Raw genomic sequence first — 26,878 nt, forward strand, 5'->3', positions numbered from 1 at the left:
GAGGACATCATGGGGATCAGGACGAACGAGCGCGGAGCTGCAGCGGTCGAGTTCGCCCTTGTCGTGCCGTTGCTGGTGCTTCTGCTGCTCGGGATCATCGAGTTCGGCTGGACCTTCAATCAGCAGGTCTCGCTGTCCAACGCGGCACGCGAGTCCGCTCGGTACTACGCCGTGCACCTCGACGATGGCTCCGGCGCCAGCGAAGCAGACATCAGAGCCGCTGCGACGACCGCCGGCGAGTCGGCCGCTCCCACGATCGATTGGAGCGACAGCACGTTCTCCATCTCAGACGACTGCAGCAGCACGGCATCCGATTCCACGCCGAGCGGTTCTGTGACGGTCACGGTCCGAGTCGCCACGCCGAATCTCACGGGGATGTTCTCGGGGATCCTGCCGGAATATCTGACGGGTGAAGGAAAGACCATATGCGGCGGCTGATGAGACGGATGCGCAGCGAGCGCGGCGCGACTGCTGTCCTGGTCGCCATCCTCCTCCTTCCATTGATGGGGATCATGGCCGTCGCCGTCGACGTCGGTGCCATGTATGCCGAGCGAGCGCAGCTGCAGAATGCGGCGGATGCCGGAGCGCTGGCCGCAGCGCGATACTGCGCCTATCACAGCGACTGCACTGATGCCGCTGCTCAGGCGGGCGCGCGGAGCGCGGCGGCAGAGGTCACCCCGGGGAACATCCTCGGCGGCGACCCGACCATCGAGGAGCTCGTCTTCGGAGACAATACGGTCCGGGTCCCCACCGCGACGCTCGGCATGAGCCATCCGTTCGCCGCGGTGCTGGGGCTCAGCCAGTCCGACGTACGAGCGGCGGGCACGGCGGAATGGGACCGGAGCTTCGAGCGGGCGACCGTGGTGCCCTTCGCCGTCGGTGAGTGCGCATTCGACGCGAGCACCCTCGACGGCGAACGGCAGAGGTACGACCTCGACTGGAACAAGTACTGCCCGGGCGGCGTCCCTGGCGTGTTCGGTTGGCTGGCGGGCGACACGAGCTCCTGCTTGAAGGACATCGGTCTGCTGCAGTTCGTCAGCATCGTCGAGGGCAATGGCGGCGATTGCGGGGTCACGGATCAGGATCTGGCTCAGGCTGCTGCACAGCTGGGGTGCGACCTCAGCGCCTTCTCGCCCGGAAGCAAGAACATTCAGAAGCTGTTCTACTGCTTCGTCGGGAAGACCCTCCTCGTCCCTGTGTACGGGGACAACTCGGAATGCCCGGGCACAGCACCGGACGGCAAAGCCTACTGCATCACGAAATTCGCCGCATTCGAGATGTACGGACTTCATGTCGACGTTCGCGGAGGCGATGTCGAGCCAGGCGGCAACAAGGTGGACTACTGCCCGAGTCCCTATGCTCCATGCGACCTGCCGAACAACTGGGGCAGTCAGGCTTTCGACGGCCGTTTCATCTCCTTCGTCACCCCCGAGGATGACTGGATCCTTGCGCCACCACGACCGATCGTGCGCCTGATCGGCTGAGCTTCACGATCCCCACCCGCGCCGCCTCGCACTGCGGCACCGACATCGAAAGCACTTCATGAAGACCCGCATCATCGGCGCGATCCTCGCGCTCATCCTCGCCGTCGTCGGCGCCTTCTTCCTCGTCTCCTATGTGCGCGGCGCCGACGCCCGCGCACAGCAGGGCGCGGTGCTGACGAAGGTCTTCGTCGTCGAGACGGAGATTCCGCGCGGCACGCCGGGGGAGAGCATCGAGGAGTTCGTCATCAGCGACACGGTGCCCCAGCGCAATGTCGTCCCGGATGCCGTCACTGACTTGACGAAGCTCGAGGGCCTCGTGGCATCCGCCGCGCTGCTGCCGGGCGACCAGCTCAGCACCGCGCGTTTCGTCTCTCCCGAGGACCTGGCAGCGACGGGCGAGGTCCCCGTGCCCGAGGGCATGCAGCTGCTGTCGTTCACGCTCCCCGCCGACCGTGTTGTGGGCGGGCAGGTCAAGGCGGGGGACCACATCGGGCTGATCGGCACGGTGGACCCCGACGAGACAGGTGACCAGGAGGACGTCATCAACCCGGTGTCGCAGTTCGCCTTCCACGGTGTGCTGGTCACTCGTGTGCAGGGTCTGGCCAAGCCGCCGGCCGACGCGGAGGATGGTGCACAGGTCGACCAGCAGTCCGGGTCCAACATCATGCTCACGATCGCCCTCAGTGCCAAGGACGCGGTGCGCTGGGTGTGGTTCACCGAGGGTGAGGCGGCCAGTTACGCACAGATGTGGCTGACACTCGAGAACGACAAGACCGACAACTCCGGCGCGGTCGCTGTCACCGGGGAGAACGCCTGGTGACGACTCCGTTCCTGCTCGTCACCCGGTCCGCCGAGTTCGAGTCACGACTTCGTGGCCTGCTCGGCGGGCGGCTGACCGTCGTGCCGGGGGTGTTCCTCACCTTCGGCGCGGACGCCGTCGTGTCGCAGGTGTCCGATGAACCGAAGGTCGCCTTCATCGGGCCCGTCATGAACTTCGACGAGACGCGGGCACTGGCCGGCGAGCTCATCGACAGGCATCCCGACATCGCCATCGTCGTCGTGCGCGAGCAGCGCAGCGACCTGGAGGACTGGGTCGACGACCTGCCGCTGCATGCCGTCGTCAGTCCTCTCGCGACGGACGACGAGCTGAAGGGGCAGATCGTCGACGTCGTGCGCTGGCTGGTGGGAGCGGGCAAGGCGACCAGCGACGACTTCCTCCCGCAGTCCGAGGCCACCGACCCCACCGAGCGGCGTCGCGTCTTCGCTGAGCTGCTGGGGATGCCGACGCCTGTCGAGCCCGACGAGATCGAGGAGCCTGAACCCGAAGAGCCGCCGGAAGAGGCGGAACCGGAACCGGAGGCCACAGAGGCTGTGGAGCCCGAGGCACCGGAATGGGAGTTCCCCCCGCTGGATTCCGATCAGCGCCCGGAGGCGTTCGCCGTCGTCGCGCCCAAGGGTGGTCAGGGCAAGACCACGCTCTCCATCAACCTCGCCGCGGGGTTGGCGCGGGTCGCGCCGAACTCCGTCGTGCTGGTGGATGCCGACACGCAGTTCGGTGACATCAGTGCGGCGCTCGATCTTTCACCGGCTGGCACCATCGTCGACGCCACGTCGGATGCCGCCGCCGACGAGCTCATCCTGAAGACCACCCTCACGCACCACTCGGGAGGGTTCTTCGTCGTGGCCAGCGCGCCGTCACCAGAGCTCGGCGACGCGATTCCGCCGCACGCGCTGGCCCGACTCATCGAACAGCTGCGCGGCATCTTCCGGTACGTCGTCATCGACACCACCCCGGGTCTCGGCGAGCAGACACTCACGGTCATCGAGCACGTGACGGATGCCGTCTTCGTCGCCAACCTCGGCGTGCCGTCGCTGCGTGCGCTGCGCACCGAACTGGAGATGCTGCGGACTCTCGAGCTGCTGCCTGCCAATCGTCGCATCGTGATCAACCAGAGCGAGAAGAACGTGGGCATCTCCGTCAAGGATGCCGAGCAGATCATCGGCGCTCCCGTTGACGTCGAGGTGCCGCGCTCCTCGGCCGTGGTGCTGGCCAGCAACCGCGGTGTGCCGCTCATCGACGACGACCCTCGCGATCATGCCGCCCGTGCCATCTGGACGCTCGTCGGCCAGATCGCACCGGAGGCGAGAACCCGTTCAGCGAGGAGGCAGCGCAGATCATGAGTCTCTACGACCGGCTCAACGCAAGACGTACAGGAGCATCGCCCGCTCCGACCGTGCAGGCTCCGGAAATCGTCGAACCGCCCGCACCCACCGAGGCTGAGACCACCGTTCTCGACAGCGTGGACGAGCCCGCCTTCGTCCCACCGGAGGGCGGATCCGTCCCTGCGCAGGAGCCGGATCGATCCTCGGTGCCGGAAGCCGTGGTCGATCCGCTGGCTGGTGTCAAGGAGAAGGCCGCGCAGGAGCTGTTCGGTCGGATCGGAGTCAGACTCAACGACTCCACGCTCACTGAGCAGCAGCTGCACGATCTGGCCCGCAAGGAGCTCGCCGAGATCGTCGCGGGCGAGCAGCTGGCCCTCACCATCACCGAGCGAAATCGCCTCATCGACGACATCAGCGCGGATGTGCTGGGCTACGGTCCGCTGGAACCGCTGCTGGACGACGACAACATCACCGAGATCATGGTCAACCGCTACGACCGGATCTACGTCGAGGTGCGCGGCCGCATCATGCCCGTCGCCGCCCGCTTCACGGGAGAGCCGCAGCTGCGCCGCGTGATCGAGCGCATCGTGGCGAGGGTCGGGCGCCGCATCGACGAGTCCTCGCCCATGGTGGACGCCCGTCTCGAAGACGGCTCGCGCGTGAACGCCGTGGTGCCGCCGCTGGCCGTCGACGGCTCGTCGCTGACCATCCGAAAGTTCGCCGCGACGCCGTACACCGTGCAGGATCTCATCGGCTTCGGATCGGTCACCCCGCAGGTTGCCGCCGTGCTGGACGCCGCCGTCAAGGCCAAGCTCAACATCATCGTCTCCGGCGGAACCGGCACGGGAAAGACGACGCTCCTCAACGTGCTCTCGTCGTTCATCCCCGGTGACGAGCGCATCGTCACCATCGAGGACGCCGTCGAGCTGCAGCTTCAGCAGGAGCACGTCGTGCGCCTGGAGTCTCGCCCGGCCAACATCGAGGGGCGCGGTGAGGTAACCATTCGCGACCTCGTGCGCAACTCGCTGCGCATGCGCCCTGATCGCATCGTCGTCGGCGAGGTGCGTGGAGCGGAGTCGCTCGACATGCTGCAGGCAATGAACACCGGACACGAGGGCTCCATCTCGACCATCCACGCCAACTCTCCGCGCGATGCCGTCAGCCGACTCGAGACGCTCGTGCTCATGGCGGGCATGGAGCTGCCGCTGCGCGCCATCCGGGAGCAGGTCGCCGCCGCCATCGACATCATCGTGCAGATCCAGCGCCATCGTGACGGCGGGCGCCGCATCGTCAGCGTCACCGAGGTGCACGGCATGGAGGGCGAGGTCGTCACGCTGCAGGACGCCTTCTCCTTCGATCACTCCGCCGGGTTCGATGCGGAGGGCCGCCTGCTGGGGCGGATCAGGCCGACCGGTGTGCGGCCGCGCTTCGCCGAGCGCATCGCCGACGCCGGCATTGCGCTGCCCATGTCGCTGTTCCAGGATGATGCCCTCGATGCTCCGCATCTCGGGGGCATGCGATGAACACCGCACTGCTGCTCGGCGGGCTGGCCCTCGGTCTGCTCGCGCTGTACGCCCTCGTGTTCATGGTCATCGCCCCGGCGGCCCCGCGCGTCGCACGCTCACGACGTCTGGCACCCGGGCAGGAGTATGTCAGCGGGCTCACGCGCCTGACCCGTCGCACGACAGATGCGCTGGATGCCGCAGGGGCTCGGCGCGGCAGGCGACTGTTCGGTGCCGAGGAACTCGAACTGGCCGGCATCCGCACTGAGCCGTCGGGGTTCATCGTGCTCGTCGTGGCTGGTTCGCTGGCTCTGGGCGCCTTCGGCGCGCTGCTGGGGCTGTCCAACGGCAGTTCTCTGCTCCTCGCCGTGATCTTCGCCGTCCTCGGTCCAGTGATCGCCAAGCTCATCGTCAGCGCACGCACGTCCGCTCGACGGGAGAAGTTCGCCGAGCAGATCGACGACATCGTGCAGATGATCGCCGGCGCGCTGCGCGCAGGCCACGGCCTCAATCGCGCCTTCGCGGCGGTCGCGGCGGAAGCCGAGGAGCCCGCCGCCCGTGAGCTCGCCCGCGTGGTCAACGAGACCCGCCTCGGCCGACCGCTGGGAGAGGCACTGCGCACTGTGGCGGAGCGCATGAAGAGCCCCGACTTCGAGTGGGTCACGCAGGCCATCACCATCAGCCAGGAGACCGGCGGCAACCTCGCCGAGGTGCTCGATCAGGTCGGAGCGACCATTCGTGAGCGCGGCGAGATCCGTCGGCATGTGAAGGCGCTCTCCGCCGAGGGCCGATTGTCGGCGATCATCCTCGTTCTGCTGCCCATCGGCGTCTTTCTGTTCCTGATGGTCTCGAATGCCAACTACGTGTCCTTCTTCTTCACCAATCCGATCGGAGTGCTGGCACTCGCCGTCGCGCTCGTGCTTCTGATCGTCGGCACGATCTGGGTCTCCCGCTCCGTGAAGGTGGACTTCTGATGCCGATCCCCGTGCTCATCATCGCGCTCGTGACGGCGGCGCTGTTCGGACTGTTCGTCTTCCTGCTCTTCCCCAAGGGCAAGCCGACCGGTGCGGCTGCTGCTGCGGCCGAGGCGGAGGAGGCCGGGGCGGTCATCGTACCCGAGGTCGGGCCCGTGCAGCAGGGATCCATCGGCGCGCGGCTCATCGCCGCCGCTCCCCGCGGCTACGTCGGCTGGCTGGAGAAGCAGATCGTGTACGCCGGACGCCCCGCGGGGTGGTCGCCGAACACCATCGCCGTGTGGAAGATCCTGTTGCCGCTCATCGCCCTCGTGCTGGGACTGTTGGTGCTCGGCAGCACCGGTCCCACTCCGTTGATGGTGTTCCTCGTGTTCTTCGCGATCGTCTTGATGTTTTTCCTGCCCGACGTGCTCATCAATTCCCGCGCGCATGATCGGCAGGAGGCCATCAAGCTCGCGCTGCCCGACCTGCTGGACCAGATGACCATCGCCGTCGAGGCGGGCCTGGGCTTCGACGCGGCCATGGTTAAGGCGGCCCGCGGTAGCACAGGGCCCCTGGCCGACGAGCTCGTGCGCGTGCAGCAGGACATGGCCATCGGCCGCACGCGGCGTGACGCGTTCCACGAGCTCGACAAGCGCACGAACGCCGAGGAGCTGCGCCGCTTCGTGCGCGCCGTCGTGCAGGCTGACTCCTACGGCATCGCGCTGGGCGACGTGCTGCGTGTGCAGGCCGGTGAGATGCGGCTCAAGCGCCGCCAGCGCGCCGAGGAGCAGGCGCAGAAGGTGACTGTGAAGATCCTGTTCCCGCTGATCTTCTGCCTGCTGCCCGTGCTGATCATCGTCGTGCTGACCCCTGCCGTCGTCGGCATTGCGGACACGTTCATGAAGATCAACTGACGCGGATGGATGCCGCTAGTCTCGTCGACGTGGCTCCCCTCTGGGCTCTCATCCCCCTCTCCGCCGCCCTGGGCGCCGTCCTGGGGTGGTGGCCCCTGCACGCCTGGAGCGCGAGAAGCCTGAAGAACGCGACGCCGGGCACCGGCATCCGTGTCCTGTCCGCTGTCGTGACGGCGGTGACGTTCGCCCTGCTCGCGTGGCGCTTCGCCGACCGTGCCGCGCTGCTGCCCGCCGTGCTCGTGTTCGCCGCGCTCGCCACCGTGCTGGCCGTCGTCGACCTCGCCGAGCGCAGGCTGCCCAACACCGTCATCCTGTGGCTGATCGGGGCCCTCGCGGCGACTCTCGTCGTGGCATCCGCTCTCACCGGACTGTGGGTGCAGCTGCTCTGGGCGCTCATCGGCGCCGCCGCGATGTTCGGCCTCTACCTGGTCCTCGCGCTCATCTCACCGAGATCGATGGGCATGGGCGATGTCAAGCTCGCCGCGCCGCTGGGCCTGCTGCTGGGCTGGTTCGGGCTCAGCGCGTGGCTGATCGGGCTGCTGGCGGCCTTCATCTGCGGGGGCGTCGCGGCCATCGTGATGCTCGCGCTGCGGCGCACCAGCCTGCGCGGTTCGCTGCCGTTCGGCCCGTCCATGCTCGCCGGCACCCTTCTCGCCGTGGTCCTGGTCTGACGACCGATCGGGTGTCGCAATCCCGCCCCCGTCACCTCTCGAACACGACCTCGCCGCCGACTACCGTCCGCACCACGCGGGCCTCCAGGAGCTCGTCCGCCTCTCCGGCGAACACGTCGCGGTCGAGCACGATGAAGTCGGCGAGCAGCCCGGCCGCCAGGCGGCCGTAGTCGTTCTCGGCGCGGCACGCCCAGGCCGCATCACGGGTGGCGTGCAGCACGGCATCCGTCAGCGGCATCGCATAGCGCGGCAGGTTCGGCTCCAGGCCCGGGTCCAGCGCCGAGCGCCGTGTCGCGGCGATGAACATGTTCGGCAGCGGCGCGTGGGGAGAGGTGGGCGAATCGGTGCCGAACACCAGAGCCGCGCCCTGGTCGGTCATCTCTGGCCACGGGTATCCGCGCTCCACCCGTTCGTCTCCGAGCATCGCGCGCCAGTTGTCCTGAATCGCCGGGTCCGAATGCACGGGCTGCATGGATGCCGTGATGCCGAGCGCGGCGAGGCGCTCGATGTCCGCGGGCTCGACCACTTCGAGATGCTCGATGCGGTGCCGACGCTGCGCCGGCCCGTTGACGGCGACCGCCCGCTCGAGGGCATCGATGGCGTTGGTGATCGCGGTGTCCCCGATCGCGTGGATCGCGATCTGCAGGCCTGCGGCGTCGGCGGCGATCACGACCGGCGCGAGCGCCTCCGGCGACCACACCGGATCGGCCAGCGAGCCGTCCGCATATGGTCGGCGCAGTGCGGCCGTGCATCCGTCCACCGTCCCGTCCGAGACGATCTTGATCCCCACCACTCGCAGTCGGTCGTCGTGCACGTCGGCGGCCAGCTCCGCCGCGCGCCGCACCTGGGCGAGGTCCTGCTCGGTGCTCCCGGTGGGATGGACCAGCCAGTGCGCCGTGATGCGCGCAGTCAGCGCTCCCTGCTCGTGCGCGCGCTGCATCGCCGCGAGCTCGGACTCGTCCATCGCCATGTCGGTGGCCGCGGTCACCCCCGTCTCGCGGTACCCGCGCAGGGCCGCCTCGGTGAAGCGATCGACATCGTCGTCCGTGGAGAACGCGTCCAGCGCGGGCCACACCAGCTGCTGCATCGCCGTCTCGTCGATCAGCCCTGTGATGTGACCGTCGGCGTCCTTGTGGATGCATCCGCCTGCGGGTGCGACGGTGTCGTCGTCGATGCCGATCTCGGCCAGGGCCGCCGTGTTCAGCCAGATCGAGTGCAGGTCATGCGCCTGCACGTAGACCGGCCGGTCCGGCACGATCTCGTCCAGCATCCGTCGGTGCGGTGCGCCCGTCGCGCTCTGCTGCCATCCCTGCGCGCGCACGCGCGGGGCATCCGGATCCGCGGCCGCGCCGTGCGCGATCGTCTCCAGCAGCTGCGGAAGATCACTCGCGCTCCACAAGTCCACCTGCTGGACGGCCCTCCCGGTGTGCACGACATGCGCATGCGCGTCGACGAATCCCGGCAGCATCAGCGCGCCCTGCAGCGCCGTCTCCGCGGCATCCGGCCCGGCGATCCGTCGTGCTGTCCGGTCGTCGCCGACGTACTGGATGCGATCGCCCTGCACCACCATCGCGGTGGCCCACGGCCGTCGATCGGCTGTGAAGATCCGTCCTCCGGTGTACAGCTGCGTCGTCATCTCGGCTTCCTCTCCTGACATGTCCATGGTCACTCCGCCCACGGGCGGCCCTGTGCGCCCAGCCGCGTGCGCAGCAGCGCGACGTACACGACGGCGGCCACGATCGTCCCCACCGGCACCGAGAGGTCGATGTAGCCCATGGCCTGGGCGATCGGCCCGGTCCAGACCTCCGTCGACAGGCACAGCGCGCTCGCCGTGGTGCCGAGAGCGAACGCCGCCATCCCCGGCACGCCCCAGCCGCCCGTGTACCAGAACCGGCTGCCGCGCCGCTCATCGAACAGGTCGAGGCCGTCGTAGCGATTGCGGCGCAGCAGCACGTCCACCACGAAGATCGCCATGACGGGCGCGGCGACGATGATGAGGAACTGCAGCATGAGGTTGACGGCGTTCAGGAACGTGGTCGACAGCGTCAGGTAGATCGTCAGCGCGGTGCCGATCACCCCCACCACCGCTGCGGCGGGGATCCGTCGCAGCGGCACCCCGATCGCCTGCAGCGCCATGCTCGAGGTGTAGGTGGTCATGCCGTTCAGGGCGACGGTGTTCACGATCACGCCGAACACCAGCAGCGGCGCGAGGCCCGCAGGCATCATGCCGAGCATCACGCCCTCCACGCCCGCGCTCAGCTCGTCGGCCGACACCGCCGTCGCCATCAGTGCGCCCACGATCATGAAGAAGATGCCCGGCAGGGCGCCTCCGAACGCGGTGGCGGCGATGATGCCGCCCGGCTTGGTCGTGCGCGGCAGATAGCGCGCCATGTCGGGGCTGTTGATGTACGACAGCGGCGCCGAGGCGATGATGGCGAAGCCGATCGACGCGGCCGACCACAGCGCGACGCCGGACAGCGGCTCGGCGGCGCGGTAGCCCCAGTCGACGTTCGGCAGGATGAACCCGGTGAGCACCAGGAAGATCCCCAGCAGCAGGATCGCGACGTAGGTGTACGCGCGCAGGATGAGCCCGTGCCCGTACACCGCCACGAGGACGGTGATCGCCGCCACGACCACCGTCACCACGATGGGGGCGGCGACCGGTGCGTCCCAGCCGAGCCGGGCGAGCATGTCGGCGCCCAGGAAGGCGGCGGCGAGCCAGTTCAGCGCCAGGTAGACGGCCGCGACGAGCCAGCCCATGAAGGCCACCACGATGCGGTTGCCGATGATCCCGTACATGGCGCGCATGACCACCGACCCCGACGTGCCGGCGGCGGGCCCGGAGATCGCGATGATGCCGGTGAGCACCCACGGCAGCATGCCGGCGATGATGACCAGCACCGCCTGCCACAGCTCCAGGCCCAGCACGATGAGCGTCGCGCCGATCGTGAAGTTCAGCACGCTCACATTGGGCGCCGCCCACACCGCGAACAGGTCACGGGCGCGGCCGTGCCGGTCGCGGTCGTCGATCAGCTCGATGCCGCGCGTCTCGGGGCGGGCGGCGGAGTCGGAGAGCGACGGATCGGGGTGGGGAGCGGATGCCGGGACGGCGTCCGGCACGGATGCCGGCGCGATGGCCTCCTCGGGAATCAGGGGCATGTCGGACATGGGAGCCTCTCAACGGGTTGCGGACGTCGTCGTCGCGGCGATCCTTATTGATCAGGTAGCCAATACGGCTGTTGGTCACTTATCCAATAGCATGGTCGGCATGATGTCAACCCCTGCCGCGTACTCCCGCAAGCAACCCGGCCAGCGCCGAGAGGAGATCCTGTCCGCGGCGGCGGACATCGCCCTGGAGGCGGGGCTGGAGCGGATCACCGTGCGGGCGGTCGCCGAGCGGATCGGCGTGCGCCCCGGACTCATCTCGCACTACTTCCCGGTCGTGCAGGAACTCGTCGCGCAGGCCTTCGAGCGCGCTGCCGCCGGCGAGCGCGCGAGCATCCTCCCGGGCGGCGGATCGCCGCGCGCCCGAGTCGCCGCTCTGGTCGTGTTCTTCGCATCCGAGGCATCCGTGCCGCTGTCCCGGCTGTGGCTGAACGCCCGGCATCTGTCGCGCTTCAGCCCTGCGCTCGCCGCGGCCGTGCTCCGACAGGAGGTGGCGAACCTCCAGGGCGTCACCGCCGTCGTGGAGGAGGGCATCCGCCGGGGGGAGTTCACTGCTCCCGACGCGGCGGCGGCAGCCAAGCGCATCCTCATGGCCGTCGACGCGACGACCATCAGCGTCAACGATCCGCCGAGCGGTGCGCACCTCGTCGATCCGGGGTTCGTGGGCGATGTCGCCGCATGGGCACTCGGTCTGTCGGACGGCTCCCTCGGCTGACGGCCCCCGGCCCCGCCGGCCGTCACTCCTTCACGCGCACCACGCCTGTGGGCAGATCCTCGGCCTCCTCGAACGCCACCTCGGGGGTCGGGCGGCGGAAGCCGCGCGTGAGCCACACCAGGTACACCAGTCCCAGACCCGCCCAGATCAGACCGACCGTCATCGCCAGCTGGTCCAGGCTCAGCCACAGCCACACGTTGATGAGGAAGCCGACGGCGGGCACCACCGTCCACGCGAACGACGAGCCGCGCACGTGCTCGGTGCGGCGGTGCCGCAGCCAGAACGCGACCACCGACAGGTTCACGAAGGCGAACGCCGTGAACGCCCCGAAGTTGATGAGCGACGTCGCCGCGTTCAGGTCGAGCTTCAGCGCGGTCAGGGCGATCGCCCCGACCAGCAGGATGTTGATGATCGGCGTGCCCAGCCGCGGGTGCACGTAGCCGAAGATGCGGCGGGCGATGATGCCGTCGCGCCCCATCGCGTACAGCAGGCGCGAGGCGCTCAGCTGCGAGGCGAGGCCGGAGGAGAGCACCGACACCGTGGCACCGGCGAGGAAGATCGTCTGGAACACGATGCCGCCGATCGTCAGCGCGATGTACGGCGAGGCGCCCTCGATGTCGGGGGTGATGGCGTTGAGCGCGTCGATGTCGGGCACGAGCGTCTGCATCACGTAGGTCACGGCGACGAAGAACGCGGCGCCGAGGGCGGCGATCCACATGATCGCGCGCGGCACCGTGCGACGCGGATCGACGGTCTCCTCCGACAGGGTGGTGACGGCGTCGAAGCCGAGGAACGCCAGCGCCAGCACGGAGGCGCCGCCGACGAGGCTGGCGAGGTCGGCGCTGACGGAGTAGAACGGCGCGAACGTGAACGCCAGCGCGTTGTCGGAGAGGATGGCGCGCACCGTCAGCACGACGAAGACGATCGCCAGCGCCGCCTGGAAGACCACCATGATCATGTTCGCGACCGCGCTGATGCGCACGCCGATGATGTTCAGCACGGTGATCACGACGATGAGCCCCACGATCCACAGCCAGTCCGGCACCTCCGGGAACTCCGCCGACAGGTAGATCTTCGCCAGCAGGGCGTTGATCATCGGCAGGAACAGGTAGTCCAGCAGCGACGCCCACCCGACGAGGAACCCGACGGGTGCGGCGATGGTGCGCCGCGCGTACGTGTACGCGGAGCCCGCGGACGGGTACACGCGCACCATCTTCGCGTAGCTGAACGCCGTGAACAGCACCGCGATCGTCACGATGATGTACGACATGGGCACGTGCCCCTGCGTGGCCTCGGACACGATCCCGAACGTGTCGAAGACGGCGAAGGGCGACATGTACGCCAGACCGATGAACACGACATGGCGCTGCTTGAGGCTGCGGTGCAGTGCGGGCGGGGTGTTGGTGATGCTCATGATTACCTCCTCGTAATCCTGCGTCGGTTCGGGCCCGGCGTCAGTCGCCGGCGCCCAGCCGCGGCGTGCGCGGCGGTGTCGTGCGCCGCTGCCCGGTGGCCTCGAAGGCGAGGCCGAGGGCGAGCAGCGCGGTGTCGTCGTAGGCGCGGCCGGCGAAGGTCAGCCCCACCGGCATCCCGATGTCGGCCATCGTCCCCATCGGCACCGTGACGGTCGGGATGCCGAGGTGCCGCGGCACGAGATTGCCGTTGGCCACCCACACGCCGTTGCGCCACCCGGCATCCGCCGACTCCGGGTTCACGTCCATGTCGGCGCGGCCGATGTCGGCCATGGCGGGGAACGCCACGGCATCCAGCCCGAGGGAGTCCATCCACTCCTCCAGGTCGACGCGGCGAGTCTCCTCGAGCCCGCGCACGCCGCCCTCCAGGTGCGGGATGTCGGTGAAGCTCCCGTACGGGTGCGCGGCGACCTGCGCCGGGTAGGTGGCGATGTCGTCGTCGAAGCCGTGGTAGCGGTCCGGCAGCGCCCCCGGCGGGGCGGGGAAGATCTGCGACCCGTCGACGGATGCCAGTGACGAGAGCCGCGGATCTCCGTTGGCGGCCAGGAAGTCGTCCCACGCCCAGGCCGACAGGTCGACGATCTCGCTGTGCAGGAACTCCGGGCTCACCAGCCCCCGCGTCGCGATGGTGGGCGCTCCTGCGCGGTCGCCCTCGTAGTTGGTGACGACGGGGAAGTCCACCTCCACGACCTCGGCGCCCGCGGCCTCCAGGTCGCGGCGGGCCTGCTCCCACAGGGCGATCACCGACGCGCGGGTGTCGATCCGCTGGCCCGTCGAGCCGCCGATGGTGGTGCCGGTCCCGGCATCCGGGTCGGCATTGATGTACATCCGCGGCACGCCGATGCGTCTGCCGTGCAGGTCGGCGGCGGTGAGCCGCGGGTACGACGCGGGCCGCACCGCGGATGCCGGGGGGATCGCCACCCATGGCTGCGCGCGCCAGAAGTCGCCTCGGGTCTCGGGGTCGTCGGCGACGATCACGTCGAGCACCTCGAGCAGGTCGGCCATGGTGCGGGCGTGCGGTACGACGACGTCCATGGTGGGCACGAGCGGCCAGTTGCCGCGCACCGAGATCACCCCGCGGCTGGGGGTGTAGGCGACCAGCGCGTTGCAGGATGCCGGGGCCCGTCCGCTCGACCAGGTCTCCTCGCCCAGCCCGAACGCCGCGAAGCTCGCCGTGGTGGCCGTGCCGGACCCGTTGGACGACCCGGAGCCGAACGCGCTCGTGAGCCACTCGGCGCTGTACGGGCTCTCCGCACGGCCGTACACGCCGCGCTGCATGCCGCCGTTGGCCATGGGCGGCATGTTCGTCAGGCCCAGGCAGATCGCCCCGCCCGCGCGCAGCCGCTCGATGGTGAACGCGTCGCGCTGCGCGACGAGGTCGGCGAACGCCGGCGATCCGGCGGCGGCGGTGAGCCCCGTCACGAGGTAGCTGTCCTTGGCGGTGTACGGGATGCCGTCCAGCGGCCCCCGCGTCTCGCCTGCGGCGCGGCGGGCGTCGGATGCGGCGGCCTCGGCCAGGGCATCCGGGTTCCGCACCACGACGGCGTTGAGCGCCGTCTCGGTGTCGAGCCCGTCGTAGGCGTCGATGCGGGCCAGGTAGGCCCGCACGAGCTCGACGCTGGTGGTCGCGCCGGACTCCAATGCGGCGCGCAGGTCGGCGATGGAGGCTTCCACGACGTCGAACATCTCAGGCTCCCTTCCTTACGACCGGCTGCTGCTGTGTGATGCAGTGGATGCCGCCCCCGCGGGCGAAGATGGGCCGGGCGTCCACGGTCACCGCGCGACGGCCCGGGTACGCCTCCTCGAGGATGTCCCGGGCGCGGGCATCCGCCTCCTCCTCGCCGAAGCCGCACACCACGACGCCGTCGTTGACGACGAGGTGGTTGAGGTAGCTCCAATCCACGAAGCCCTCGTCATCGCGCAGCGTCGCGGGCGCCGGCACGTCGATGACCTCGAGCGGCCGGCCCGCGGCATCCGTCTGCGCCTGCAGCAGCGTCTTGAGATCGCGAGTGACCTCGTGATCCGGATGCCCGGGGTCGTCCTGCCTGTGCAGCAGCACACGGCCCGGCGCGGCGAAGGCGGCGACGATGTCGACGTGCCCCTTCGTCCCGAACTCGTCGTAGTCGCGGGTGAGCCCGCGCGGCAGCCAGACGGCCTTGTGCGCCCCGATCGTGCGCTCCATCTCGGCCTCCACGCGCGCCTTGTCGGCGTAGGGGTTGCGGTGCGGGTCCAGCTGCACGGTCTCGGTGAGCAGCACGGTGCCCTCGCCGTCGACGTGGATGCCGCCGCCCTCGTTGACGAGCACGGAGCTGATGAGCTCGGCGCCCACCCGCTCGGCGACGATGCGGGCGACCCCGGCCGACACCTGCCACTCGGCCCATTCCGGGGATCCCCAGCCGTTGAAGATCCAGTCCACCGCGCCGAGGGTGCCGGGGCGCTCGTCGTCGACGACGAAGGTCGGGCCGAAGTCGCGCATCCAGTACTCGTCCAGCGGTGTCTCGACGATCTCGACGGACGTGCCCAGCATGTCGTGGGCGCGGGCCGTCTGGCTCGGGTCGACGAGCATGGTCACCGGCTCGAACTCGGCGATCGCGAGGGCCGTGTCGGTCCAGGCGCGGTATGCGGTCTCCTGCCATTCCGCTCCCTCACCGAGGGTGATCCCGGTGCGGGGGAAGGCCATCCAGGTGCGCTCGTGCGCGTCGCTCTCATGCGGCATCCGCCAGGCCATGTCGTCTCCTTCGTCGACCATCACTGCTGCCTGCACTGTATTGATCGTTTGATCAATACAAGGATGTTCCTACACTGGAGGCACGATGTCAACACCCCGCACGAGAACGCGCACGCGCAAGAGCCCCCAGCAGCGCTCCGGTGAGATCCGCGACGCCGCGCTCGCCATCGCGCGCGAGGACGGTCTCTCCGCCCTCACCCTGCGCTCCGTCGCCGCGCGCGCAGGCGTCGCCTCCGGCCTCGTGGCGCACTACGCGGGCAGCATGGACGAGCTCGTCGTGCACACGTTCCGCGAGCTGGTGGCATCCGAGCTCGACGAGGTGCGGGTCGAGGTCGCCCTCGAAGACGACCCCGCAGCGCGGCTCGCGCGCATGATCACGACTGTGCTCGGCAGCGACCACGACGACATCACCCTGGTGTGGGTGGACGCCTGGTCGCTGGGGCGGGGGAGCGCTGCGCTCGCCGTCGCCATCGAGGAGCAGATGGCGGCCTGGCAGGCGTTCATCGCGGGCATCATCCTCGACGGGCGCGCGGACGGTTCCTTCCGCACCGACGACGCGCAGGCCGTCGCCTGGCAGATCCTCGCGATGATCGACGGCATCTCCGCGCACGCCCTGACCCGGGGCACGGATGCCGCGCCGTTCGCCGTCCGGCTCGCGCAGGCCTGCGAGACGCTCGTCGGCGCACAGCCGGGGTCGATCGCAGGTCTGGCGGGCTGAGCGGGCGCGCGGGGGCCGGTGGCGGCCGGACCGGCGCTGCAGTTCCGGTGCGCCCGTGTCGGTGCGGACGCTTAGGCTTGCATGCATGACAGACGTTCTGCCCTCCGGCCTCGCCGTCTCCGAGTTCAGTTCCGACATCCGTCCGCAGGACGACCTGTACCGCCACGTCAACGGCGCGTGGCTGCAGGCCGCCGAGATCCCCGCCGACAAGGCTCGCTGGGGCTCCTTCCACATGCTCGCCGAGCAGGCCGAGAAGGACGTGCGCGCCATCATCGAGGAGTCGCAGGGCGCGGGCGAGGGCACCCTGGCCCGGAAGGTCGGCGACCTGTTCACGAGCTTCATGGATACCGACCGCATCGCCCGGCTGGGGACGGCGCCGCTGAAGCCGGTGCTGGAGCGGGTCGCCGCGATCGACAGCATCCCCGCCCTGCTCACCACGGTCGGCGAGTTCGATCGCGAGGGGATCGCGGCGCTGCTGGGCGTCTACATCGAGCCCGATCCCGGCGACCCGGAGCGGTACGTGCCCTTCGTCGTGCAGGCGGGTCTCTCGCTGCCGGACGAGAGCTACTACCGGGAGGACAGGTTCGCCGACACCCGCACGGCGTATCGCGCGCACCTGGAGCGGCTGCTCTCGCTCGTGACGGTGCGGGCGGATGCCGCGACGATCGCTGAGAGCGCCTTCGCCCTCGAGCATGAGATCGCCGCGCACCACTGGGACAACGTGGCCTCGCGCGACGCCGTGAAGACCTACAACCTGTTGAGCTGGGACGAACTCGTCGCGCTGGCCGGCGTCGACCTCGCACCGTGGCGCGACGCCGTCGCCGTCGCGAACCCGACGGCCTTCGCCGAGGTCGTCGTGCAGCAGCCGAGCTTCATCGAGGGCCTCGGTGCGCTGCTCGTCGCCGAGCGCCTGGACGACTGGAAGAACTGGCTGTATGCGAAGGCCGTTCACGGGCTGGCCGCCTACCTCACCGACGACGTCGTGAACGAGAACTTCTCCTTCTACGGCACCGAGCTCACCGGCACCCCGTCCATCCGCGAACGCTGGAAGCGCGGTGTCTCGCTGGTGGAGGGATCGCTGGGCGACGCGGTCGGGAAGATCTACGTGGAGCGCCACTTCCCGCCGGCGTCGAAGGCGGCGATGGACGAGCTGGTCGGCAACCTCATCGAGGCCTACCGGCAGAGCATCGGGAAGCTCGAATGGATGGGGGCGGAGACGCGGCGCAAGGCGCTCGACAAGCTCGACTCCTTCCGGCCGAAGATCGGGCATCCGGTGGTGTGGCGCGACTACGACGACGTCGAGATCTCGGCATCCGACCTGGTGGGCAACGTGCGCCGCGCGACGGTGTTCGAGCACGACCGGCAGGTCGCGAAGGTCGGCGGACCCATCGACCGCGACGAGTGGTTCATGTCGCCGCAGACCGTCAACGCCTACTACAACCCGCTCATGAACGAGATCGTGTTCCCCGCGGCCATCCTGCAGTACCCGTTCTTCGATCCGAACCGCGACGCGGCGGCGAACTACGGCGGCATCGGCGCCGTGATCGGGCACGAGATCGGCCACGGCTTCGACGACCAGGGCAGTCGCTACGACGGCACCGGCCGTCTGCAGGACTGGTGGACGGATGCCGACCGCGCGGCGTTCGAGGAGCGCACCAAGGCGCTCATCGCGCAGTACGACGTGCTGGTGCCGCAGGGTCTGGACGCGGAGAACCACGTCAACGGCGCCCTCACCATCGGCGAGAACATCGGCGACCTGGGCGGTCTGGGCATCGCGCTGAAGGCGTACGAGCTGTCCCTGGGCGGTGCGGAGGCGCCCGTCATCGACGGGTACACCGGCATCCAACGGCTGCTGCTGAGCTGGGCGCAGGTGTGGCAGCAGAAGAGCCGTGAGGCCGAGACGATCAGACTGCTGGCCATCGACCCGCACTCGCCCAACGAGTTCCGCTGCAACCAGATCCTGCGCAACATCGACGCGTTCTACGACGCGTTCGGGGTGTCCGAGGGCGATGCGCTGCACCTTCCGAAGGAGGCGCGCGTCACGATCTGGTGACCGCCGCATGAATCCCGCTCCCGCTGGAGGGCGCGACGGGGTTACGATAGCCGAGTCGGTCGGATCTCCAGCCCCCGCTGGGACGTCCGGTCACCGACGACTCCGACCCCAGCCCGTGAGGAGACCTGCGTGAGCTCCCCCTCCGCTTCGGTCCCGGACCCTTCCGATGGTGCGCCCACCGCGCCCGCCGAAGGAGTGACCACCGCTCGACGCAGATCGCAACGAGGAACCCGTCGGACTCCGCGCCGTGCAGCCATCGGCCGGCGGTCGTTCGGGTCCACGCTGCGCGCCCTGGAGGAGCTCGCCTCGTCCGGTGCGCAGGTGTCGGTGCACGTCGCCGACCTCGACAGCGGGCAGGCGGTGCTCACCGGAGACGACCACGTGTCCCTCCCGATCGCCGGGCTCGGTCTCGTCCCCGTGCTCGTCGAGACGGCGGTGGCACTGGAGGCCGGCGCGCTCGACCCGCTGCAGATCGTCGATCGCGATGCCGACGGGTTCGTGGCGGGCTCCGGACTGTGGCGGAGCCTGCGCGCTCCGGCGCTGCCCGTCGTCGACCTGGCGGTGCTGGCCGCCGCGACCGGCGACCCGAACGCGGCGAACGCGCTGCTGGACGCCGTGGGGCATGAGCAGGTGCGTGCGCGCATGGTCGGCCTCGGGATGCCCCGCAGCGCCGTGCTCGACCACTTCCGCGACAAGCGCGGCCCCGACGACGCCCCGCATGTCGCCGTCGGGACGACGAGGGAGTTCGCGGGACTCTTCGCGGCGCTCGTGAACTCGGCGGTCGTCGATGCGCGCGTGAGCGCCCAGGTGTCGGAGTGGCTGAGCCTGAACCAGGACCTCAGCCTCGTCGCCGCGACCACGGGGCTCGACCCGTTCGCCCACGAGCACGACGCCCACGGCCTGCTGTTCATCAACAAGACCGGCCGCGACCGCGGCGTGCGCGCCGAGGCGGGCGTGCTGGCCGGCCCCCGCGCGGGCGTCGCCTACGCGCTCACGGTCTGCTTCGACGACCTGTCCATCAGCCACCGGCTGCGCGCGCACGAGGCCTTCCACATCCTCGGCACCGACCTCATGGAGTACGCCCACTGACCAGGCCCACGACCGCGCCATCGGCTACCGTCGGAGGATGATCCCCGCCGACTGGACGCCCCACCGCCGAGATGACGGAGAGCTGCTCGGCTGGATCCGCCCCGAGGGGGCGGACTGGGTCGCGATCGATCTGCTCGGCCGCACGGCATCCGCTCCCGTCGACTGGCTGGAAGCCGGGGCCGCGCTGGAGCAGGTGGGTCTGGCGTGGCTCGCGGATGTCTGGATGCTGGAGGGCGAGGCATCCGCGCCGCTGCGCGTGCGCTTCGTGGAGGTGACGCCGTCTCAGGGCGCGGTCACCGGCCGGGTCATCGTGAAGGTCGACGACTTCGGTGACATGCAGCGGCCGCCGACCGAGCGCTTCACGCTGCCCTGGCCCGCACCCGACCGCCTGCGCCCGGCCCACCCGGGCGACCCCGACGGGCGCAACCTCGGCTGACCTTCGCTCTGCTCGCGTCCCGTGCCGGGCGATTGCGGTACCGAGTATCTGCGTGGATCGGTACCATTGGCGCATGGCCATGAATCTGAGACTCCGGCCCGAGGCGGCCGCCGCGTTGAAGGCCGAGTCCGAGCGCACCGGCCTCAGCCAGCAGGAGATCCTGCGACGCGCCGTCGATGAGCATCTCGGGCTGAGGGAGAACCCCGTCGACACTCTCCCCGGCTGGGTGTCCCCGCCGGACAGGCCGTACCGTCCGATCACGCCGACTCTGAGGTTGCCCGAAGGCACGACGACGGAGAGCATCCTCGACGAGCTGCGAGCGGATCGGGCATGACCCGGATCTACCTGGACACGAGCGCGCTGGCGAAACGCGTCTTCCTCGAAGGGGAGTCGCTCGCCCTGCGCGATGCGCTGGATGCGGCGAAGCACCAGGGATGGCACCTCGTGACCTCCGCCCTCACCCGTGTCGAAGTGGCTCGGGTCGCCCGTACACGGATCGACGCCGAGCTGCCGCAGGCGATCGGCCGGGCGTTCGTCGATTCGATGGAGGGGGTCGCGACCGCGCACCTCACCCGTGCTGTGCTCGACAGCGCCCGCATCATCGGTCCCCCCGTCCTGAGCACGCTCGACGCGATTCACCTGGCCACGGCCGTCGCCCTGACCGTCGACGAGGTGTGGACGTACGACAGTCGGATGGCGCAGACCGCAGAGGCCCTGGGGCTCACCGTCTGCATGCCCGGTCGTGATTCCATGGACGCATGAGCGGGATGCCGACGGACTGCCGTTCCCCGCGGGAGCACTGGCAGCTCGAGGACGCCCCGCACGAGGTGCTCGCCGCCGGCGGCGGGGAGGCGCTCCCCGGACGATGAACGGCCCGCGACCCGATACTGTGAGCCCATGAGCAACGTGCCACCACCGCCCGGCCCGTATTACACCGCGGTTCCTCAGCCCATGAATCCGTCCGACGAGAAGATGTGGTCGGTGCTGGTGCACATCGGCGGCGTCTTCTTCGAGTTCTTCGCGGCGCTGATCGGGTATCTGGTGCTCAAGGATCGTGGGCCGTTCGTGCGCGCCCACACCGCCGCCGCGCTGAACTTCCAGCTGACGCTGCTGATCGCGTTCGTCGTCGGCGGTGTGCTGGCGATCGTCGGCATCGGTCTGCTGATCATCCTCGCCGCAGCGCTGCTCAATGTCGTGTTCAGCATCGTCGCCGCGGTCAAGGCCGGTAACGGGCAGTGGTATCAGTATCCGATGATGATCAAGTTCGTCAGCTGAGGCAGACTGTGACTGTGCGTACCATCCGAGATCTCGACACCGTTGAACTGATCATCGACGCCCAGGGGCTGCTGGATTCCATCCGCGGGCCCGAGCGCGTCATCGACGCCGGCACGCTGCGGGCGCTGCAGCAGTCCGGCAACTACGTCGTCGGCCTGTTCGACGGCGAGGACGGCGACGAGCGGATGGTCGGCGCGTCCATCGCCTTCTTCGGCGTGCCCGGGCAGCGCACCATGCACTCGCACATCACGGCGCTGCTCCCGGAGTACCGCGGCCGCGGCTGGGGTCGGGAGCTCAAGGAGCACCAGCGCCAGTGGGCGTTCTCCCGCGAGGTCGGACGCATCACCTGGACCTTCGACCCACTGGTCGCCCGCAACGCGCACTTCTTCCTCACGGTGCTGGGGGCGCGCGTGCTCGGCTACACCATCAACCGCTACGGCATCTTCGGGGGCGGCGACGCCGGCGACCAGAGCGACCGCCTGGACGTGGAGTGGACCCTGGCCGACATCGCCAAGTCCCCGGCATCCGAGTCCGTCGTCGCGACGGTCGGCATCCCTTCCGACATCGAGGCCATGCGGACCTCCGATCCGGCCGCCGCGCACGAGTGGCGGCTGCGGCTGAGGGGCGAGCTGGAGGGACACCTCGGCAAGGGGCTGCGCATCGCCGGCTTCGACGTCGACCGCGGCTACCTGCTGACGAAGTAGCCGCACGTCTCGCTGGACTGGCTGCGAGCGTCATCGCGGGAACGGGCGGGGAGAAGGGGGATTCTCCCCGCCCGGATCGCGGACTACGTGCGGGAGATCGCGAAGCGGTCGACGGCGGCCTGATCCCACTCGATCCCCAGTCCAGGTCGGGCAGTCAAGTGGACTGCTCCTCCGCGGACCTCCAGGCGGCTCTCCTCGGTGAGGAGCCGCTCGAAGTTGTAGATGTCCTTCTTGAGGGAGAAGTGCTCGATCGCCACCGTGTTCGAGATGGCTGCACCCAGCTGGGCATGGAGATTCGCGTGCCAGTGCGGCGCGACCTGGATGCCGTGGCTGTCGGCGAGATGTGCAACCTTGACCCACTCGGTCACTCCTCCGATCACACCGGCATCCGGTTGGAGCAGATCGGCGGCGCGCCCATCGATGAGTCGAGCGAACTCCCATCGCGTCTGATGGATCTCGCCCGTGGCAACGGGCGTCTCCAGGACCCGGGCGACCTCGGCGTGGCCGGTGATGTCGTCCGGAGACAGGGGCTCTTCGAACCACCAGATTCCGCGTTCATCGGCTGCCCGCTCGAACGCGCGCGCCGCGCGAATGGCTTCAGTCGGCGTGCGATAGGCATTGTTCGCATCGAGCGCGAGACGGTCATCAGGACCCATCGCCGCGAACGCAGCCGCGACGCGCTCCGCGTCCTCGGCGATGGGTAGGCCGCCGACCTTGATCTTGTGGTCGGTGAAGCCCTCTGCGCGGTTCTCCTCGATCTCGGCGGTGACAGTATCGGCGGGAGAGCCTTCGCCGGGACGGTAATATCCGCCGGAGGCGTATGCGGGGAGAGGGCGTGCCACATCACCGCCGAGTAGGACGGCAAGCGGCACGTCACAGGCCTTCGCCCGGAGATCCCAGAGTGCTGTGTCCACCGCACTGAGCGCTCGGACCACCATGCCGCGGCGGCCGCTGAGCAGGGTCTCCTGGTACAGGCGCTGCCAGGTTCTCTCCAGATCCTCGGCGCCTTCGCGTTCGAGCATCGGGGCCAGGAGCTCGTCGACGGCCTGTGCCAAGATCGGCCCTCCGGAGGTGCCCGCATAGGCGTACCCGATGCCGTTACCGTGCTCGCTCTCCACGTCCACCAGAAGATAATGACGTTCACTCAGCACCCGTGTGGAGATGCGGGTCGGACGCTCGATGGGAATGGCGACCGCTTTCGCGCTCACCCGAAGCTTACTCATGTTCCTCAGCTCTCAATCTGAATCGTCGGCGGGGTCGCTGAACGGGATCGCGTCAGCCGATCAGGCCTTCCGTGGTCAGCCAGTCCTCTGCGACATCCGCTGGAGTTTCACCGTCGACGTCGACACGGGAGTTGAGCGACATCATGACGTCATTGGTCAAGCGTGCGCTGATCTCATCGAGAATGTCCTTGATCGCGGGGTGCTCGTCGAGCACATCTTGGCGCAGTGTCACCGCACCGCGGTACTCGACGAAGAACCCGCGGTCGTCCTCGAGCACGCTTAGGCCACTCGAGACGTTTCGCCCGTCCGTCGTCGTCGTCTCGGTGAAGGTGCAGGACTCCCCGACCTGCGTGTAGACGAGATTGAAATCCATCTCCAGAACATCTGGGAATTCGATCTCATACGCGGCTTCGAGGCCAGGCAGACCGTCGTCGCGGTTGAGGAACTCGCTGGCGGCGCAGATGCTGCCCTCGGCGGGGTTCGCCCTGATGTACTCTGCGGCGTCGCTGAGTGTGTACACGCCGTTCTCCTCCATGAACTCCGTCTTCGCCGCGATCGCGTAGGCGTTCTCGAAGGGGGCGGGTTCCAGCCACACGATTCCGTTCTCTTCGAGATCCTCTGTGGAGACGGCGGCATAGAGATCGTCGGGGATGTTGTCGGGGGTGTGCCCGAGGATGTTGACCCATCCTGTTCCGGTGTAGTCCCAGTACAGGTCCATCTCGCCCGACTCCAGCGCCGCGCGCACCGTCGAGGTTCCGGATACCCCGGTCTTGTCGATGATCTCTGCGCCGGCGTTCTCCAGGGCGAGAGAGGTGATCATGCCGAGGATGATCGATTCGGTGAACTCCTTGGATCCGACGGAGATCGTCGCACCGGCGAGCTCACCGGTGCTCTCGCTGCTGCTGCTCGTGTCCGAGCTGCAGGCGGTCAGGGGCAGCAGGAGAATACCGGCTGCGAGGAGGGACAGGGTGACTCTGGCTGTTCTCATGATGACTACTTTCCTGTGCAGTGGTGATCGGGTGGGGGGGTAGGAGACTCAGAGGCCTCGGGGGCGGAGCAGGTCTTCGGCGAGACCGGCGAGGTAGTCGATGGCGAGCGCCAGTGCTGCGGTGAGCACCGCACCGACAACCTGCACGAGGACCCGGTTCGTGGACAGGCCGGCGACGATGATGTCGCCCAGCCCGCCGGCGTTGATGTATGCGGCCAGTGCTGCGCTGGCGACGGTGATCGTCAGTGCTGTTCGTACCCCGGCCATGATGATCGGCACGGCGAGAGGCAGCTCGATGCGCAACAGCACCGCGCTCTTCGACATGCCCATGCCGCGTCCTGCTTCGAGGACGGCCTCGTCGACCTGCTCGAGGCCGACGATCGTGTTGAGCAGCACCGGGATGATCGTGAAGATGAACAAGGCGAGGACCGCCGAGGCGAACCCGAGGAAGAGGAAGGCCACCGCGAAATACACCAGCACCGCGATGGTCGGGACCGCCTGTCCGATCGTGAGCACGCCGATGATGATCCCGCGGGCGCGTCGCGCGAATGGCCGGGTCAGCAGCGCCCCAAGCGGGATCGCGACGATGAGGACGAGCACCGTGGGGATCAGGGTCAGCAGCAGGTGTTGCCAGAACGCCGTGAACAGACGCTCCGCGTTCAGCGATCGGGCCTCGATGCTGTCGAGCTTCTGGCCGCTGACGTAGAGGTACAGTACCGCGCAGACGACGATGAGGAGCACCGGCATCCCGAGATAGCTGACGATCGAACGACGACGGGTCGACCCGTCGGAAGGGGGCAGACGGATCTCGGTGGTGAGAGTGCTCATCGTGCCACGTCCGTGAGCTCCTGTGGCTCGGTGTTCCGGGTCACTGTCGAGATGGCAGCGAAGTCGAGAGCTCCGCGATATGCGCCGCGTTCGTCGACGACGGCGACCATCCCGGCGGGGGAGGTGACCAGCGCGTCCAGCGCCTCCATGAGCGAGGCACTCTCATCGACGGTCTGTGTCGGGAATGTGCTTCCGCTGTCGGCGGCGATCCACCTCTGGGGGCGGCCGTCCGCAGAGATCGACAGCCCCCACGTGGCGTGGTCGGCGCGGAGTCGGTTGCGGATCGCGTCGATCGATGCCGCCGACGTGGTGATCGATCGGTTCACCGGGACGTCGGACACCGTGGTGAGTGTGAGGCGCTTCAAGGAGGCACCGCTGCCGACGAACCCCGCGACGAAGTCGTTCGCCGGTGCAGTGAGGATCTCTTCCGGAGGGCCGTACTGGGCGACGTGGGAGTGCTCGTCGAGCACGGCGATCCGGTCCCCCATCTTGATGGCCTCGTCGATGTCGTGGGTGACGAAGACGATGGTCTTACGCACGTGCTCCTGCAGCCGCAGGAACTCGTTCTGCAGTCGTGATCGGGTGATCGGATCGATGGCGCCGAACGGCTCGTCCATGAGCATGACCTCGGGGTCGGCGCAGAGTGCGCGAGCGACGCCGATTCGCTGCAGCTGACCGCCGGAGAGCTCCTTCGGGTAACGGTTCCGGTATCGTGCAGCAGGCATGTTGACGATCTCGAGCAGTTCATCGACGCGCTCGTCGATACGTGCGCGGTCCCACTTGAGCAGCTTGGGAACGGTTGCGACGTTCTCCCCGATCGTCATGTGTGGGAACAGGCCGACCTTCTGGATCACGTACCCGATGCCGCGGCGAAGTATGTTCGGGTCGGTGGAGGTGACATCCTCGCCGTCCAGGATGATGCGCCCTGAGGTGGGCTCGATGATCCTGTTGATCATCTTCATTGTCGTGGTCTTGCCGCACCCCGAGGGGCCCACGAGGATCACGATCTCGCCGCGCGGTACGTCGAGCGACAGATTATCGACGGAGGGCTCGACCTGCCGCGGATAACTCTTGGTCAGATGCTCAAGGCGGATCATCGGGGACGCGACATTCTGGTTCTCGGTCATCGGATGCCTTTCGGTACGGTGATGATGCGCAGGAGTGCGAAAGCGAGTTCGAAGAGCACCGCCACGACGATGACGCCGAGCGTGCCCGCGAGGACGAGGTTCAAGGCGACCGGGGTGCCGATCCGGTACAGCCCGGTGAAGATGAACTCCCCGTAGCCCGGACCCAGCACGATGAATCCGATGGTCGCGGCTCCGATCATCAGGAGCACGGTGAGACGGATTCCCGAGAGGATCACGGGCCATGCCAGAGGCAGCTCGATCCGAAGCAGCTGCTGTCGCTTCGTCATCCCCATACCTGCGGCGGACTCGGTTGTGGCGGGGTCGACTTCGGTCAGCCCGACGATCGTGTTTCGGATGATCGGCATCAGTCCGTACAGGGCCAGCGCGACGATGACGGGCGCGGGGCCCAGGCCGAACGGACCGATGAGCAGGACGAGGAGGGCGAAGGTGGGAATGGTGAAGATCGCCCCGCTCACGGCCTGGGCCATCTCCCTGGCCCAGCGGGTCCGGGAGGAGATCACCCCGACCAAGACGCCGACGACAGTCGAGAGCAGGACGGCGACCGTCACGATAAGAATGTGCTGGACACCCAGTTCGAGCATGTCGTCGGAGCGCTTCTCGAGGAACTCCAGGAAATCACTCATGTCACACCTCCTGCATCGGGAGC

At 68.6% G+C, this 26,878-nt stretch carries 27 protein-coding genes; 17 read left to right on the forward strand and 10 right to left on the reverse strand.

All coding sequences use genetic code 11. The features are described from left to right. Positions 1 to 9 precede the first annotated feature (9 nt). Genes ABD770_RS07200 through ABD770_RS07235 form a run of 8 tightly spaced genes read left to right on the forward strand, consistent with a single transcriptional unit; the run spans position 10 to position 7,690 of the window. A complete protein-coding gene (locus ABD770_RS07200; protein ID WP_344818852.1) occupies positions 10 to 438 on the forward strand; it encodes a TadE/TadG family type IV pilus assembly protein in 429 nt (142 codons plus the stop codon). Then, complete coding sequence (locus ABD770_RS07205) at positions 426 to 1,484, forward strand: pilus assembly protein TadG-related protein (RefSeq protein WP_344818853.1); 1,059 nt, start codon at positions 426 to 428, stop codon at positions 1,482 to 1,484. The genes ABD770_RS07200 and ABD770_RS07205 overlap by 13 nt, the downstream gene beginning before the upstream one ends. Positions 1,485 to 1,542: 58 nt before the next feature. Further along, the gene (cpaB, locus tag ABD770_RS07210; RefSeq protein ID WP_344818854.1) at positions 1,543 to 2,304 is read left to right on the forward strand and encodes a Flp pilus assembly protein CpaB; all 762 of its coding nucleotides are present in this window, start codon (positions 1,543 to 1,545) and stop codon (positions 2,302 to 2,304) included. Continuing rightward, on the forward strand, positions 2,301 to 3,665 hold the full coding sequence (locus ABD770_RS07215) for a CpaE/TadZ family protein (protein ID WP_344818855.1): 1,365 nt from the start codon (positions 2,301 to 2,303) through the stop codon (positions 3,663 to 3,665). The genes cpaB and ABD770_RS07215 overlap by 4 nt, the downstream gene beginning before the upstream one ends. Further along, entirely contained in the window at positions 3,662 to 5,170 is a 1,509-nt protein-coding gene (locus ABD770_RS07220; RefSeq protein ID WP_344818856.1) for a TadA family conjugal transfer-associated ATPase, read from the forward strand. The genes ABD770_RS07215 and ABD770_RS07220 overlap by 4 nt, the downstream gene beginning before the upstream one ends. After that, positions 5,167 to 6,123 (forward strand): type II secretion system F family protein, encoded by a 957-nt coding sequence (locus ABD770_RS07225; protein WP_344818857.1) that lies wholly within the window; start codon positions 5,167 to 5,169, stop codon positions 6,121 to 6,123. Before ABD770_RS07220 ends, ABD770_RS07225 begins: the two co-directional genes overlap by 4 nt. Further along, positions 6,123 to 7,019, forward strand: coding sequence for a type II secretion system F family protein (locus ABD770_RS07230; protein ID WP_344818858.1), 897 nt, complete (start codon positions 6,123 to 6,125; stop codon positions 7,017 to 7,019). The genes ABD770_RS07225 and ABD770_RS07230 overlap by 1 nt, the downstream gene beginning before the upstream one ends. Before the next feature lie 29 nt (positions 7,020 to 7,048). Then, entirely contained in the window at positions 7,049 to 7,690 is a 642-nt protein-coding gene (locus ABD770_RS07235) for a prepilin peptidase (protein WP_344818859.1), read from the forward strand. Positions 7,691 to 7,721: 31 nt separating this feature from the next. Here ABD770_RS07235 and ABD770_RS07240 read toward each other — a convergent pair whose 3' ends face one another. Both ABD770_RS07240 and ABD770_RS07245 read right to left on the reverse strand, forming a co-directional pair. Beyond that, positions 7,722 to 9,326 (reverse strand): amidohydrolase, encoded by a 1,605-nt coding sequence (locus tag ABD770_RS07240; protein WP_344818860.1) that lies wholly within the window; start codon positions 9,324 to 9,326, stop codon positions 7,722 to 7,724. A gap of 29 nt (positions 9,327 to 9,355) precedes the next feature. Continuing rightward, positions 9,356 to 10,849, reverse strand: a complete 1,494-nt coding sequence (locus ABD770_RS07245) for a purine-cytosine permease family protein (RefSeq protein ID WP_344818861.1) — start codon at positions 10,847 to 10,849, stop codon at positions 9,356 to 9,358. Between the two features lie 109 nt (positions 10,850 to 10,958). Here ABD770_RS07245 and ABD770_RS07250 point away from each other — a divergent pair, with 109 nt between their 5' ends. Next, complete coding sequence (locus tag ABD770_RS07250) at positions 10,959 to 11,570, forward strand: TetR/AcrR family transcriptional regulator (RefSeq protein ID WP_344818862.1); 612 nt, start codon at positions 10,959 to 10,961, stop codon at positions 11,568 to 11,570. A gap of 22 nt (positions 11,571 to 11,592) precedes the next feature. Here ABD770_RS07250 and ABD770_RS07255 read toward each other — a convergent pair whose 3' ends face one another. From ABD770_RS07255 to ABD770_RS07265, 3 genes are read right to left on the reverse strand one after another with little or no spacing between them, the layout of a single operon-like run. Then, positions 11,593 to 12,984, reverse strand: a complete 1,392-nt coding sequence (locus tag ABD770_RS07255; protein WP_344818863.1) for an APC family permease — start codon at positions 12,982 to 12,984, stop codon at positions 11,593 to 11,595. Positions 12,985 to 13,024: 40 nt separating this feature from the next. Then, complete coding sequence (locus ABD770_RS07260; protein ID WP_344818864.1) at positions 13,025 to 14,728, reverse strand: amidase; 1,704 nt, start codon at positions 14,726 to 14,728, stop codon at positions 13,025 to 13,027. 1 nt (position 14,729) lies between these two features. Beyond that, a complete protein-coding gene (locus ABD770_RS07265; RefSeq protein WP_344819882.1) occupies positions 14,730 to 15,770 on the reverse strand; it encodes an agmatine deiminase family protein in 1,041 nt (346 codons plus the stop codon). A gap of 85 nt (positions 15,771 to 15,855) precedes the next feature. Between ABD770_RS07265 and ABD770_RS07270 the strand changes: the two genes are divergently transcribed. The 8 genes from ABD770_RS07270 (at position 15,856) to ABD770_RS07305 (ending at position 22,045) form a co-directional block, all read left to right on the forward strand. Continuing rightward, positions 15,856 to 16,488 carry a TetR/AcrR family transcriptional regulator gene (locus ABD770_RS07270; RefSeq protein WP_344818865.1) on the forward strand — a complete coding sequence of 211 codons (633 nt, stop codon included), beginning with the start codon at positions 15,856 to 15,858 and terminating at the stop codon, positions 16,486 to 16,488. Positions 16,489 to 16,573: 85 nt separating this feature from the next. Beyond that, the gene (locus ABD770_RS07275; RefSeq protein ID WP_344818866.1) at positions 16,574 to 18,541 is read left to right on the forward strand and encodes a M13 family metallopeptidase; all 1,968 of its coding nucleotides are present in this window, start codon (positions 16,574 to 16,576) and stop codon (positions 18,539 to 18,541) included. A 129-nt stretch (positions 18,542 to 18,670) separates the two neighbouring features. Then, complete coding sequence (locus ABD770_RS07280; protein WP_344818867.1) at positions 18,671 to 19,630, forward strand: serine hydrolase; 960 nt, start codon at positions 18,671 to 18,673, stop codon at positions 19,628 to 19,630. Positions 19,631 to 19,667: 37 nt separating this feature from the next. Next, positions 19,668 to 20,066 (forward strand): hypothetical protein, encoded by a 399-nt coding sequence (locus tag ABD770_RS07285; protein ID WP_344818868.1) that lies wholly within the window; start codon positions 19,668 to 19,670, stop codon positions 20,064 to 20,066. 73 nt (positions 20,067 to 20,139) lie between these two features. After that, a complete protein-coding gene (locus tag ABD770_RS07290; protein WP_344818869.1) occupies positions 20,140 to 20,400 on the forward strand; it encodes a ribbon-helix-helix protein, CopG family in 261 nt (86 codons plus the stop codon). Next, the gene (locus tag ABD770_RS07295) at positions 20,397 to 20,828 is read left to right on the forward strand and encodes a type II toxin-antitoxin system VapC family toxin (RefSeq protein ID WP_344818870.1); all 432 of its coding nucleotides are present in this window, start codon (positions 20,397 to 20,399) and stop codon (positions 20,826 to 20,828) included. The genes ABD770_RS07290 and ABD770_RS07295 overlap by 4 nt, the downstream gene beginning before the upstream one ends. Before the next feature lie 135 nt (positions 20,829 to 20,963). Continuing rightward, on the forward strand, positions 20,964 to 21,341 hold the full coding sequence (locus ABD770_RS07300; protein ID WP_344818871.1) for a DUF4870 domain-containing protein: 378 nt from the start codon (positions 20,964 to 20,966) through the stop codon (positions 21,339 to 21,341). 14 nt (positions 21,342 to 21,355) lie between these two features. Beyond that, positions 21,356 to 22,045 (forward strand): GNAT family N-acetyltransferase, encoded by a 690-nt coding sequence (locus tag ABD770_RS07305; protein WP_344818872.1) that lies wholly within the window; start codon positions 21,356 to 21,358, stop codon positions 22,043 to 22,045. 83 nt (positions 22,046 to 22,128) lie between these two features. Here ABD770_RS07305 and ABD770_RS07310 read toward each other — a convergent pair whose 3' ends face one another. From ABD770_RS07310 to ABD770_RS07330, 5 genes are read right to left on the reverse strand one after another with little or no spacing between them, the layout of a single operon-like run. After that, complete coding sequence (locus ABD770_RS07310) at positions 22,129 to 23,268, reverse strand: mandelate racemase/muconate lactonizing enzyme family protein (RefSeq protein WP_344818873.1); 1,140 nt, start codon at positions 23,266 to 23,268, stop codon at positions 22,129 to 22,131. A 52-nt stretch (positions 23,269 to 23,320) separates the two neighbouring features. Further along, a complete protein-coding gene (locus ABD770_RS07315) occupies positions 23,321 to 24,256 on the reverse strand; it encodes a glycine betaine ABC transporter substrate-binding protein (protein WP_344818874.1) in 936 nt (311 codons plus the stop codon). Between the two features lie 48 nt (positions 24,257 to 24,304). Beyond that, positions 24,305 to 25,084: an ABC transporter permease gene (locus ABD770_RS07320; protein ID WP_344818875.1), complete on the reverse strand. Its 780-nt coding sequence runs from the start codon at positions 25,082 to 25,084 to the stop codon at positions 24,305 to 24,307. Further along, positions 25,081 to 26,211, reverse strand: a complete 1,131-nt coding sequence (locus tag ABD770_RS07325; RefSeq protein ID WP_344818876.1) for an ABC transporter ATP-binding protein — start codon at positions 26,209 to 26,211, stop codon at positions 25,081 to 25,083. Before ABD770_RS07325 ends, ABD770_RS07320 begins: the two co-directional genes overlap by 4 nt. Then, on the reverse strand, positions 26,208 to 26,855 hold the full coding sequence (locus tag ABD770_RS07330) for an ABC transporter permease (RefSeq protein WP_344818877.1): 648 nt from the start codon (positions 26,853 to 26,855) through the stop codon (positions 26,208 to 26,210). The genes ABD770_RS07325 and ABD770_RS07330 overlap by 4 nt, the downstream gene beginning before the upstream one ends. Positions 26,856 to 26,878: the final 23 nt, after the last annotated feature.

It is taken from the genome of Microbacterium soli (genome assembly GCF_039539005.1).
Taxonomy (GTDB): Bacteria; Actinomycetota; Actinomycetes; order Actinomycetales; family Microbacteriaceae; genus Microbacterium; species Microbacterium soli.